At 61.4% G+C, this 12825-nt stretch carries 10 protein-coding genes; 5 read left to right on the forward strand and 5 right to left on the reverse strand.

Going from position 1 to position 12825, the window contains the following annotated elements; translation table 11 throughout:
- Nucleotides 1–3: 3 nt before the first annotated feature.
- From J2X71_RS03175 to J2X71_RS03190, 4 genes are all read right to left on the reverse strand, one after another.
- Complete coding sequence (locus tag J2X71_RS03175; protein WP_310378878.1) at nucleotides 4–2304, reverse strand: chemotaxis protein CheA; 2301 nt, start codon at nucleotides 2302–2304, stop codon at nucleotides 4–6.
- 18 nt (nucleotides 2305–2322) lie between these two features.
- Nucleotides 2323–2688, reverse strand: coding sequence for a chemotaxis response regulator CheY1 (gene cheY1 / locus J2X71_RS03180; protein WP_003570362.1), 366 nt, complete (start codon nucleotides 2686–2688; stop codon nucleotides 2323–2325).
- Nucleotides 2685–2981 (reverse strand): STAS domain-containing protein, encoded by a 297-nt coding sequence (locus J2X71_RS03185; RefSeq protein WP_007821057.1) that lies wholly within the window; start codon nucleotides 2979–2981, stop codon nucleotides 2685–2687. The genes cheY1 and J2X71_RS03185 overlap by 4 nt, the downstream gene beginning before the upstream one ends.
- Nucleotides 2982–3044: 63 nt before the next feature.
- The gene (locus J2X71_RS03190; RefSeq protein ID WP_310378882.1) at nucleotides 3045–4673 is read right to left on the reverse strand and encodes a globin-coupled sensor protein; all 1629 of its coding nucleotides are present in this window, start codon (nucleotides 4671–4673) and stop codon (nucleotides 3045–3047) included.
- A gap of 651 nt (nucleotides 4674–5324) precedes the next feature.
- Between J2X71_RS03190 and J2X71_RS03195 the strand changes: the two genes are divergently transcribed.
- Complete coding sequence (locus J2X71_RS03195) at nucleotides 5325–6749, forward strand: glycosyltransferase family 39 protein (RefSeq protein WP_310378885.1); 1425 nt, start codon at nucleotides 5325–5327, stop codon at nucleotides 6747–6749.
- Nucleotides 6750–6755: 6 nt separating this feature from the next.
- Here the strand turns inward: J2X71_RS03195 and J2X71_RS03200 are convergent, their stop codons facing one another.
- Nucleotides 6756–7061 (reverse strand): DNA-binding transcriptional regulator, encoded by a 306-nt coding sequence (locus J2X71_RS03200; protein ID WP_037071842.1) that lies wholly within the window; start codon nucleotides 7059–7061, stop codon nucleotides 6756–6758.
- A gap of 34 nt (nucleotides 7062–7095) precedes the next feature.
- On the opposite strand from J2X71_RS03200, the gene ybaL reads away from it, so the two are divergent.
- The 4 genes from ybaL (at nucleotide 7096) to J2X71_RS03220 (ending at nucleotide 12801) form a co-directional block, all read left to right on the forward strand.
- Nucleotides 7096–8916 (forward strand): YbaL family putative K(+) efflux transporter, encoded by a 1821-nt coding sequence (gene ybaL, locus J2X71_RS03205; RefSeq protein WP_310378888.1) that lies wholly within the window; start codon nucleotides 7096–7098, stop codon nucleotides 8914–8916.
- Between the two features lie 54 nt (nucleotides 8917–8970).
- On the forward strand, nucleotides 8971–9351 hold the full coding sequence (locus J2X71_RS03210; RefSeq protein WP_310380047.1) for a hypothetical protein: 381 nt from the start codon (nucleotides 8971–8973) through the stop codon (nucleotides 9349–9351).
- A gap of 84 nt (nucleotides 9352–9435) precedes the next feature.
- A complete protein-coding gene (gene secD, locus J2X71_RS03215; RefSeq protein WP_310378890.1) occupies nucleotides 9436–11988 on the forward strand; it encodes a protein translocase subunit SecD in 2553 nt (850 codons plus the stop codon).
- Between the two features lie 96 nt (nucleotides 11989–12084).
- Nucleotides 12085–12801, forward strand: a complete 717-nt coding sequence (locus tag J2X71_RS03220; RefSeq protein ID WP_310378892.1) for a HAMP domain-containing sensor histidine kinase — start codon at nucleotides 12085–12087, stop codon at nucleotides 12799–12801.
- Nucleotides 12802–12825: the final 24 nt, after the last annotated feature.

Here is a 12825-nt window from a genome sequence, read left to right on the forward strand (position 1 = left end):
CTCTTATCCTACTGCCGCCAGAGACATTTCCGCCTTGAGGGACTGACCGCGCGAGGCGCCGACAACCGCGTCCACGTCCAGGATGAGGGCCACGCGGCCGTCGCCGAGAATGGTTGCAGCGGCGATGCCCGGAACGTGAGTGTAGTTCGCCTCGAGGCTCTTGATAACGACCTGGCGCTGGCCCTGGATCGCGTCGACCATGAGCGCGCGCTGACCGCCGCCTTCGGATTCGACGAGAAGGGCAACACCTTCGACCGGATTGGCCTGGGTTGCGCGGAAGTTCAGGATGCGACCGACATCGACCAGCGGGCAGAAGGAATTGCGGATCGAGATCAAGCGGTGGTTGGCGCCAAAGGAATGGATCGCGGCGGCTTCCGGCTGCAGGGTTTCGACGATTGCCGTCAGCGGCACGACCAGGGTCTGGCCGGCGACCGTGACCACCATACCGTCGAGAACGGCGAGCGTCAGCGGCAGGCTCATCGTGAAGACCGAGCCCTGGCCCGGCCTCGAGGTGATGTTGATGCGGCCGCCGAGCGCCTGGATCGAGCGCTTGACGACGTCCATGCCGACACCGCGACCTGAGATGTCGGAGATCTTGTCGGCCGTAGAGAAGCCCGGCAGGAAGATCAGGTTATCGATTTCCTCATCCGACAGGTTGGCGTCAGGCGAGATCAGCTCGTTGGCGATTGCCTTCTGGCGGACCTTTTCGCGGTTGATGCCGGCGCCATCGTCGGCAAGCTCGATCAGGATGCGACCCGAACGATGTTTTGCCGTCAGGCGGACGGTGCCTTCGGTGTTCTTGCCGGCGGCGGCACGCTTTTCAGGCGTTTCGATACCGTGGTCGACGGCGTTGCGGATCATGTGCGTCAGCGGCTCGGCCAGCTTGTCGATGACCGTCTTGTCCACTTCGGTGTTTTCACCTTCGGTGATCAGGCGGATCGACTTGCCGGTCATGTCGGCGATTTCGCGAACGATACGCGACATGCGCTGGAAGACCGGCTTCACAGGCTGGGCGCGGATCGCCATGACCGAGTCCTGGATCTCGCGGGTGAGCTGCTGCAGCTCTTCGAGGCCCATGTTGATCGATGACGTGCCGGTCGTGTCGTTTTCGATGACGCTCTGAGAGAGCATCGCCTGGTTGATGACAAGCTCGCCGACGAGGTTGATCAGGCGGTCGACGCGATCGAGATCGACGCGGATCGTCTGGCCGGCACCGGCAGCGGCGTTGTTCTGGGCTGCGGCACTTGCCGCTGCGGCGGCGGCTGCGGCAGCCGATTCCTTCTTTTCGACGCGGGCAGCGGCAGCAGCCATCTGCGCTACATTGGTCGCCGTTTCAGCGGCAGCAACGGCAGCAGCCGTGTCGTCGGCCTTGGTCTCGGCTGCGGCCGGCGCTTCGGAGGCCCCGCCATCGTCCAAGATCGAGAGATCGAACGGAACCGGGATCATCGGCAGTTCTTCGTTGGTCTCGCCCGGCTTGCTGTCTTCTGCCGGCTTCACGGTCAGATCGCAATCCCATTCGGCGAATTCGAAGACCGTGCGGATGGCATCTTCGCCCTTGTCCGTCTTGATCGTGATGTTCCAGAAGAAGTAAGCGCCTTCCGGATCGAGCTCCTCAAGGCCCGGCAGAGCATCAACGTTGCAATAGATGCTCATCTCGCCGAGGCGGGAGAGATCACGCAGCAGAAGTGTGGCGTCGTTACCCTTTGAATAGAGTTCGAAGCGCGGCTTGAAGGTGATTTCATAGGCCGGCAGATCTATCGGCTTCTCTTCGCCACCGAAATCGTCGAAGGAGAAGGGGACTGGCTGGAAGCCGCTATCATCGGTCGGCTTGGGAGCCGGGGCTGCAGCAACCGGAGCAGGAGCGGCCTTTGGGGCCGGCTTCGGCGCGGGCGCCTCGGAACCTGCCGCGGGAGACGGCAGCTCGCCATGGGCAAGCGCTTCCAGTTCCTTGACGAGGCCGCGGCTTCTGCTTTCATCGACGCTGCCGCCATCGCGGGCAGCATTGGTCAAGTCGGCGAGCACGTCGGCCGACTTCAGCATGACCTTCAGGACGTCCTGGTTGGGCTCAAGCTTGTTGGAACGAACGCAATCAAGTGTGGTCTCAAAGACGTGGGCGAAGGCGACGAGGTCATCCAGGCCAAAGGCGCCGGCGCCGCCCTTGATCGAATGCACCGCGCGGAAGACCGCATTGACGGTTTCCGGGTCGCGATCGCCATCATTCATTTTCAGGAGACCGGATTCCAGTTCGGCGAGCTGTTCCTCGCACTCCTGGAAAAAGATCTCTTTGATTTCGTTCATATCCATAGGAGCAAATCCTGGGCTTTAAGCGGTTACACGCTCGATGGCATCGATCAGCTTGGCGGGGTCGAAGGGCTTGACGATCCAGCCGGTGGCACCAGCCTGGCGGGCGCGGTTCTTCTTTTCCGCATCGCTTTCGGTGGTCAGCACCAGGATCGGGATCGCACGGTACTTCTCGTTGCGACGGACACCTTCGATGAAGCCGAAGCCATCGAGGCGCGGCATGTTGATGTCGGTGACGATAACATCAGGATTGGACTCTTCGAGAACTTCGAGGCCCTCAACGCCGTCTTCAGCCTGGATCGTCTCGAAACCTGCATTGTTCAGCGTTACGAGAAGCATGTTTCGGATGGTGCGGGAATCGTCCACCGTCAGTACTTTCTTCTTCATTGCCGGATCTCCTTGGCAAGCAGATGGTCGATATTGACGCCAACCAGCTGCATGGTTTTTTGAAATGCGTCGGACACCTTCGAGAAGGTGATCGACTGCTTGTCCTGGTCCCAGGTCTTCTCGGCGGCCATCAGAACCTGGGCGCAAAGAGCGCCGATGCGTTCGACTGCCGAAGCATCGATCGCAAGAGGGTTTCCTCGCATGGAGAGAAGCTTGTCGCGCAATGCGGAAGCCTCATTGAGATCAAGAACCGCTGGCAACTCCAGCGTCTTGGCACTCTTCTTTGCTGCCATCAGCTTTTCCTTGTCCCCTTGTCCCCAACCCGCGAAAGCGAGCCGGCGTCATAATCCGATAGGTTAGTAAACATTCCGCCCACCTCCGGCACTTGCGAGAGGCTGAAGCATGCTGAAATCGTCATTTTCGTAATCATCTTCGACCACTTCCGGGCGAGGTGCGATCGCAACCGTCCGGGAGGCAGAAACACGCACCTGATGAGGCCGGATTGCATAGGCATTTTCCCGCGCAATGCGGAATTCGCGGATCGTCTGGCCGAGTTCCAGAATGACCGTATGAAGATGATCGGCGCCTTCGGCTGAACGTTCCGCAAAGCCGGCATTGTCGGCGACTTCGCCGCCGAGGCCCTTAACGTCTGCGGTCACGGCTTCGAGACCGGCGGCGTGTTCACCCGTCTCGCCTGCGATGCCAGCGATTGCGGCATTGATGTCGGTCACCTGACGGACGATGCTGGCAATCGAATCCTGTGTGCGGCCGACCATCTGCACACCGGCATCCACCTGTGTCTTGGTGGTGGTCACGAGCGTCTTGATTTCACGGGCAGCTTCTGCGGAGCGCTGGGCGAGCGCCCGCACTTCCTGCGCCACGACGGCAAAGCCGCGGCCGGATTCGCCGGCGCGGGCAGCTTCGATGCCGGCGTTCAAAGCGAGCAGGTTCGTCTGGAAGGCAATCTCGTCGATCGCACCGATAATTTGGCCGATCTTCTCCGCAGACTGTTCGATATCAGCCATGGCGCTGATCGCGCGGCCGACGACCTCACCGCTTTCCTCGACGGCCGCACGCGTCGCGGCAGCAGCCTGTTCGGCGGCTCGGCTGCCGGCTGCACCCTCGCGGACCCGCTCGGCGATGCCGGCAAGGGCGGCGGCGGAAAGCTGCAGCCGCCCTGCCTGACCGGAAGCGTTGCCGGCGAAGCGACGGGATGCGCCGGCGAGCGATTGCGTTGCGGCTTCCGCCTTCGCATTGCGTTCTGCAATTGCGGCAAATTCCGTCTGGAGGTTGTCGAGTGCGGCGTTCAGCGCGGCGGCAATGTCGGTGTGAGCGCCATCGACCGGTGCGCGCTGCGTCAAGTCGCGGGCTGACAGGCCTTCGATGACATCGCTGAAGATGCGGGCGACTTCCGCTTCACCTTCGGCACGCTGATCGGCGAGTGCGCGCTGCTGCGTGGAGCGCAGCGCATTGAAGCGCAGCGAGACGGCGATTTCGACGTCGACCATGACAATGCGGATGATTGATGTCATCAGGTCGGTGATCTCGCGAGCGCGCCGCTTGGCCGACGGCAGTACCGGGCGGCCGGCCAGTTCATCGGCCAGACCGGAAATCACGTGTTCCAGCATGACGCCGTGGCCGGCCACGTGCCAGCGAGGGTCGAGGCCGATCTTGCTTTCGGTATCGGAGAGAACCTTGACGCGTTCTGCATAGAGGCTGTCGAATCGCGCATCCGTGAGCACGTCCCAGTGCGACGACTGCAGGTCGTGGAGACGCTCGATCTGACGCTCGCTCTCGAAATTGCGCGAGGCATCCGGGAAGGACTGGAAACGATGGAAGAGATCGCGCAGGCCGGCCTTGAGATGGGCTTCGAGGGCGGGCCGGTTACGGCGAACCATCTCGCACTGGTCGGTGTCGAGGCCGGCAAAGCGCAGGCGGTCGCGCAGGCTGCCTGCCTGTGCTCCACGAGCCTGATCTGATGGCATATCCTGCCTCAACGCCTATCCCCAACCACTTTCCGGGCGAACCCGGCCAAAAACCTTCGCAGTTTCCGATGAATGCGATACGCGGAGATGCCCTTCGCCACCGGTCGCAACCGGGGGACTGAAGCCTCCTGATCAGCAATTCTGTTTCGGAGCTGCCTGAAGAAGATGGATACCGGATCGACCCGGTACGGCGGTACGGCGTCATGCCTGGTGGGAACGAGTGCATCTTCCCATTCCGACGTGTAACCCAATGTTTATGGTTAATTCCTTGCTTGAAGGTTAATAAGCCATTCCCGCCTGTAGCTTTTGAGACAATTGGGGAGAGTTCACATAGTAAATACTGGCGCAGAGTTGCATCGCTGCTACAAGGCACACGCAAGCTTTATGTTATAGACCCGTTTTATAGAGCCTGACATGACGTCAATAAGGAAAGAGAAATGATAGTTCTCGGAATGGGTTCCTGCCTGATCGCCCTCTCGATCGCCGCAGCCGTTGCCCTCCTCGATCTGATCGCGACACACCGCGACAACCGCACGCTTCGCGTCTTCTGAGAGGCCACTGCGCCTTAAATCTCCCTTTACCTTTCCCGTTGGCAGCCCGGCACCGTTGGTGTATCGACACGCGCTCCTGTGTCAGCGGAAGTAAGGGATTATGTCAGCTCGGACCGGCCTCCTCATCATTCTGGCGTTTACGATCTTCCGCATCGTGACGCTGCATTTCGATACGACGGACCTGTTCGTCGATGAGGCGCAGTACTGGTTCTGGTCGCAAAATCTCGATTTCGGCTATTATTCCAAGCCGCCGATGATTGCCTGGGTTCTCAGGATCTTCACCGAGCTTGCCGGCTCCAGCGACATTTACTGGCTGCGGCTTCCCGGCCCCCTCTTCCACATGGCGACCGCGCTGGTGCTGATGAAAATGGCGAAGCGCTTCATCGGGCCTGAGATCGAAGGCTGGGTCGGCGCAACCTATATCACGCTGCCGGCGGTTGCGCTTTCTTCGGTGTTCTTCTCCACCGACGTCATCCTGCTCTTCTTCATAGCCATTGCGCTCATTGCCTATTTCGAACTGACGCAGCGCCGCTCCGTCGGGTTCGCACTTCTCATGGGTGTCGGTGTCGGGCTGGCGTTTCTTACGAAATATGCCGTGCTCTTCCTTGTGCCCGGCGGAGCGATTGCGCTGCTGCTCATTCCGTCGGCGCGTATTTCGGTGCGCGATTTCATCATCGCGGTCGTCACCTCCGCGGTCATCGCGTTCCCGAACCTTTGGTGGAACCTCCAGCACAACAATACGACGGTGCGCCACACGCAGGATATCGCCCACTGGAACGATCTCGGCAGCAATATCCGCGGGGGGCTGGAATTCTTCTCCGCGCAGTTCGGCGTCGTCGGCCCGATTGTCTTCTTCGCCATGCTCTGGGCCGTCTGGAATATGATCCGCGGCCGCAGTGAACCGCGTGAGAAGATGCTCGTCTGGCTCTCGATCCCGGTCGTGCTGCTCATTACCCTGCAGGCGACCGTCGCCAAGGCCTATGCCAATTGGGGCGTCACGGCCTATGTGGCAGGTATCGTGCTGGCGGTCTGGCTGCTTCACCGCCTGTGGCCGAAAGGTCTCAGAACCTCGCTCACCATCAATGGCGTTGCGTGCCTGCTCTTCCCCTTCGCAACGATCTTCGCACATCAACTGGTGCTGCCAAACGGCAAGGAAGTCATGCAGCGCTATCTCGGCCGGGCCGAAGTAAGCAGGGAGGCTGCCAATCTTGCCGCGCAGGCCGGCGCCGGCATCATCGTCACCGACAACAGGGACATGGTCGCCGATCTCTTCCACACGCTGAGAGCCGCACCCTACAAGATATATGCCCGTCCGCCGGCCGATCTGCCGGACAGCTATTACGAACAGGAATTCGCCCTCCCGGCCGATACCAGCGGGCAGGTTCTGTTCCTGACCTCCAAGCCGCTGAGTTGCGCGAACGAAACGCCGGAAATGCTGAAAAGCTGGCAGCCGGAAAAAGGCAACTACAGAGGCGATACGATCTATGTCTATAAGGTCGGTGCGGCCTGCCTGATGCAGCCCTAAGGCAGCTCAGTTCACCGGGCCGGGCAGGCAGAGGCCGGTTCCGCAGCCTTCTATTTCGATAAATTTTACGCCACCCTCCTCGAAGGCAAGGCGCAGCTGCGCCTCCGTCGCACGATGGATTTCGTGGTGACGGCCTTCATAGTCGCGTATCGTGCTACGGGAGACGGCAGCCTTCTCGGCGAGGTCCGCCTGCGTCCAATCAAGCAGACCACGAGCCGCGCGGCACAAAGCGGGCGTCAGGATTGTTTCTTTTGCACCTTGACCCATAATTTCAAACCACCCATATTGGTCAATATAAATCATATATGTCATGTTTTGAGCAGGATTTCCAGATCGGGAGAGAGCGATGCCCCACGATACGCCTTTGATTTCAACAATCGTCGGCGGCCTTGTGCTGGCATTTATCCTGGGCGCGCTCGCCAATCGCCTGCGGCTGCCGCCTCTCGTAGGATATCTTGTCGCAGGCGTTCTCGTCGGTCCGCACACACCGGGTTTCGTTGCCGATCAGAGCCTTGCGCCTGAGCTTGCAGAAATCGGCGTCATCCTGCTGATGTTCGGCGTCGGCCTGCATTTCTCACTCAAGGACCTGCTTTCCGTGCGCGGCATCGCGGTGCCTGGTGCGGTTGTGCAGATCGGCTTTGCCACGCTGCTCGGCTGGGGTCTTGGGGCTTTCATGGGATGGCCGACGGGCGGCAGTCTCGTCTTCGGCCTAGCGCTTTCCGTCGCCTCCACGGTCGTGCTGCTGAAAGCCCTGCAGGAGCGGCGTCTCGTCGAGACAGAGCGTGGGCGCATCGCCGTCGGCTGGCTGATCGTCGAAGACCTTGCCATGGTGCTTGCGCTGGTGCTCATCCCGGCGGCCGCCAGCATCACCGGCGATGGTCATGGCCCGGTCGAGCCTCTCTCGGCGGGCCTCAACCGGATTTTCGGCCTCGATCTCGGCGTCGGCGGCATCATCGCCATGACGCTGGTTAAAGTGGCGCTGTTCGTCGCCCTGATGCTGGTCTTCGGCCGTAAGCTCATTCCCTGGACCATGCACCGCATCGCTCATACCGGTTCGCGTGAACTCTTCCGCCTCGGCGTGTTGGCAATTGCTCTTGGTGTCGCCTTCGGTGCGTCCAAGCTTTTCGGCGTATCGCTGGCGCTCGGCGCCTTCTTTGCCGGCATGGTTCTCGCCGAAAGCGAGCTCAGCCATCGAGCCGCCCAGGAAAGCCTGCCGCTTCGCGATGCCTTCGCGGTGCTCTTCTTTGTCTCCGTCGGCATGCTCTTCGATCCGAACATCCTGATCGAGCGACCGCTGCCGGTGCTTGCGACGGTCTTCATCATCGTGATCGGCAAGTCGATCGCAGCCTTCCTGATCGTCCTGCTTTTCAAGAAGCCGGTCAGTACGGCGCTGACGATCTCGGCGAGCCTCGGGCAGATCGGCGAATTTTCCTTCATTCTCGCCGCCCTCGGCGTCGATCTCGGCTTGCTGCCGGAGGAAGGGCGCGACCTTATCCTTGCCGGCGCGATCATCTCGATCATCATCAACCCGCTGCTCTTCTTCGTCTGCGACCGCATCCGGCCACTGCTGGAAAGCCCGAAGCGCGAGGAACCGGCCACTGAGACCGCTCCGGCCACTGAGGTTTCGCCGGCACCGGAAGAGGCTGTGGCCGACAGCGACGAGGTCCATCCGACAGCGCTGAACCGCCATGCGATCCTTATTGGTTACGGCCGTGTCGGCAGCATCGTCGGCCAAAACCTCAAATCATCAGGCACGCCCTTCCTCGTCATCGAGGATTCAGACAAGCGCATCATTGAATTGCGCGCGCAAGGCGTCGAAGTCATCCCCGGCAACGCCGTTTCTCGCGAAACACTTGATCTCGCCAACATCGCCGGCGCCCGCAGCCTTGTCATCGCCATCCCAAACGCCTTCGAGGCCTGCAGCATCGCCGAGCAGGGCCGCACCATCAATCCATCGATCCTGATCGTTGCACGCGCCCATTCCGACGCCGAAGTGGACGAACTGCGGCAATACGGCGCCGACACGGTGATCATGGGAGAGCGGGAAATTGCGCTTGGCATGGTTGACCGGCTCGCCCAAGTGCATCATGACAGTGCACCCTATGAAGACGGACCTTCGGCTGGTACAATCGTGCCGTCGGTGGAGTATCCGCCGGAAAAAGAATGAGAGATTGCCGCGCCTTTGAGCCGATCTGGGAGTGAAATCGCCGATACAGGGGAGATGGTGCTGGAACAGCGCCGTCTGGCAAGCCGTATTGCCGCCTCCGTCGTCGTTGCGATCTTTGCTTATCTCGGCCTGCTTTTCGGCGGCAATATCGTCATCGGCCCGTCCGCAACACCGAACAGCCTTTCCTCTTCCAGCCGGGATTCGCAGCCGACGCAGGTTACGGCGCGAGACGCCATCCGCGGCCTGCTGATCAGTGATCGCAAGGCCGCACCGAAACAATCGCTCCAGGATACCGGCCCGGCGGCGCTTACCATTGTTCCTGCATTGCAGTTCGCCGACTGGCGCGCTGCCACGGGGGCGGCTGAATTCGAAGCCCCGCTGCTCATTGCGGCAGCCCGGGCCCACCAGCCGCGCGCACCGCCGCAAGCTGCCTGAATCACACGCCTTCGGGCGCTTCTGATCCATAGACATGCCGCAGCGCGGTTGCGCCGGCCCAAGCATTATCCAAGGATTTAAAACATGCGCAATTCACCATGGCTGGTGTTCACCTATACGGTGATCATCGTGTTCGGCCTGTTGATCGCCCTGCCGAATGCGCTGCCGCAGAGCGTGCTGCAGCGCATCCCCTCCTGGCTGCCGCACAGCCAGGTTTCTCTCGGTCTCGACCTTCGCGGTGGTTCACACCTCGTGCTCGAAGTCGATGAAGCCGACCTCACCAAGGAGCGCCTGAATTCGCTCCTGCAGGACGCACGCCGTGTGCTGCGCGAAAAGAACATCCAGCCGAAGTCGGTTGTCCGCAACAATAACAACATCGTTGTTTCGCTCGCCGATCCGTCGCAAAGCGATGCGGCCGTCACCCAGCTTCGCACGCTCGGCAATGTGATCGCCAGCGGCATCAGTGCCGGCCAGTCCGATCTTGCAGTCACAGCCGATGGCGGCAACATCACTATCGGCTTCTCCCCGGCCGGTATTTCGACAAACGTCGACAATGCCGTCACGCAGAGCCTTGAAGTCATCCGCCAGCGCGTCGACCAGGTCGGCGTTGCCGAGCCGACGATCCAGCGTATCGGCGCCAACCGCATTCTCGTGCAGCTTCCGGGCGCGCAGGATCCGTCCCGCCTTCGCGAACTGCTCGGCTCCACCGCCAAGATGTCCTTCCACATGCTCGCCCCGAACGGCCAGGCCGGCCCGGGTGTGACGATCATGAAGGACGACGAGGGCAACAGCTACCCGGTTCTCGACCGCGTCGAGATTTCCGGCGACCGCCTCTCGGATGCCCGCGTCAGCTTCGACCAGAGCCAGCAGCCGGTCGTCACCTTCCGCTTCGACAGCGCCGGTGCGACACGTTTTGCCGATATTACCCGCCAGAACGTCGGTAATCCCTTCGCGATCGTTCTCGACGACAAGGTGCTGAGTGCGCCCGTCATCCGCGAGCCGATCACCGGCGGTTCGGGCCAGATCTCCGGCAACTTCTCGACCGACAGTGCAAATACGCTCGCCGCCATGCTGCGTGCCGGCGCCCTGCCCGCCAAGCTGACCGTCATCGAAGAACGCACCGTCGGCGCCGATCTCGGCGCGGATGCGATCCGGATGGGCCTCTATGCCGGCGTCGTCGGCTTCGCGCTCGTCGCCGCCTTCATCTTCGTGCTCTACGGCACCTGGGGTATTCTGGCCAACACCGCGCTTCTCATCCACACGATCCTGACCTTCTCGGCGCTGACGCTGGTCGGCGCGACGCTGACGCTGCCCGGCATCGCCGGTGTCGTGCTCGGCATCGGTCTTGCGGTCGACGCGAACGTCCTGATCAACGAACGCATCCGTGAAGAAACCCGCAAGGGCAAGAGCGCCTTTGCGGCAATCGACACCGGCTTCCGTCGCGCCTATTCGACCATCATCGACGGCAACATGACGGCGCTGATTGCCGCAGCCGTCCTGTTCTGGTTCGGATCCGGCCCGGTTCGCGGCTTTGCCGTGACCATGGCGCTCGGCCTGATCATCTCGATGTTCACCTCGGTCGCTTTCGTGCGCGTCACTATGATCGAGATCACCCGCCGCCGGAAGATGAAGGTCCTGAACATCAAGCCGCTGTTCCCCTTCTTCAGCCCCTACGACAAGCATATCCAGTTCATGAAGGCGCGCTTCTTCGGCGTGACCGTATCCGCGCTGCTGTCGATCGCCTCGATCGCCCTCTTCATCTATCCGGGCCTCAACTACGGCGTCGACTTCCGTGGTGGTATCCAGATGTCGGTGAAGACGCAGGATGCAGCCGATCTCGGCCGTTTCCGCGAAGGTCTGAACGGCCTTGGCATCGGCGAAGTGGCCTTGCAGTCTTTCGGCGACAACAACACCATGCTTGTGCGCGCACAGCGTCAGGACGGTGGTGAAGAAGCACAGACGGCAGCCGTGACCAAGCTCAAGGCCGAGATCGTCAAGATCGACCCGTCGGCAACCGTCACCGGCACCGATGTCATCGGTCCGAAGGTCAGCGGCGAGCTTGCCTGGGCAGGTATCCTGTCCGTAGTGATCGCCAGCCTCGCGATGCTGTTCTACATCTGGTACCGCTTCGAATGGCCTTTCGCCGTCGGCGCCATCGTCACGCTCGTGCTCGACGTGACGAAGGTGATCGGCTTCTTCGCGCTGACGGGTCTCGACTTCAACCTGACGGCTATCGCCGCCATCCTGACGCTCGTCGGCTACTCGGTGAACGATAAGGTCGTCGTCTACGACCGTATGCGTGAAAACATGCGCCTCTACAAGTCGATGCCGCTGCGCGAAATCATCGACAAGTCGATCAACGAGACGTTGGCCCGAAGCCTCTACACCAATGCGACAGCCTTCCTCTCGCTCCTGCCGATGGCAATCTGGGGCGGTAGTGCGGTGGAAAGCTTTGCGGTGCCGATGGCTTTCGGCATTCTCGTCGCCGCCGCTTCCTCGGTCTTCATCGCAGCACCGATCCTGCTCTTCCTCGGCGACTGGCGCCGCCGCCATGCCAAGGCAGTGGCAGCTTCGAACGATGCAGCCGTGGAAATCATTCCGCCGGATGCAGGCCAGCCGCGCAAAACGGCAGGCTAAACCGTCGATATTTAAGGTGGACTTGGAGAGGGCGCCGGTTGCACAGCCGGCGCCCTCTTTCTATGTTCGGTTCAAAGAGATCGGGAGCACCGCCACATGTCTTCCAACCCGACGGCGAAAAAGCCGGAAGCCGGTTCCACCGGGGATCAGGAGGAGCGCATCAAACGCTTCCTCGCGACCGCCTCGCATGACCTGCAATCGCCGCTCCGCCATATCGCCATGTATGCGGAAATGCTGCTCGACGATCTGGAGCCGACGCTCGACAGCGAACAGCTGCAGAGCCTCAGGATGATCATGGACAAGGCCCAGACGGCGCAGAGGCTGACCAAGGCATTGATGAGCCTTGCGGGAACGACGCCGCAGATTACCATCGGTGACGTGCACCTCACCGACGTTGCGCAAGAGGCCTGGAAGCAGTCGCTGGAGGAATTTCCGGTGAACGGCGCGGCACTTGATGCGGACAATCTGCCTCTCATCCGCAGCGATGCCGCACTTCTGATCATTGTTCTGAGGCACCTCTTCTCCAATGCGTTGACATATCATGGCGCCGCTGCGCCCCACGTCACCGTGACGGCCGCACGGGAAGGTGCGGACTGGCGCATCATCGTTGCTGATAACGGCTGCGGCATCGAACCTGCCTATCGGGAGAAGATCTTCGATGCCTTCTGGAAGCTGCCGAAAGCAGGCAGCGTGCCCGGACCGGGGCTTGGCCTGACGACCACGAGGGACCTGCTCGGCGCGTTCGGCGGCGATATCAGGCTCGACCATTCCGATGAGAGCGGCAGCCGCTTTGCGATCCGCCTGCCGGCTTAGGGCGCAGTGCGTCCATTCGGACGC

The sequence above is a fragment of the Rhizobium sp. 1399 genome (assembly GCF_031455475.1).
Lineage (GTDB): Bacteria > Pseudomonadota > Alphaproteobacteria > Rhizobiales > Rhizobiaceae > Rhizobium.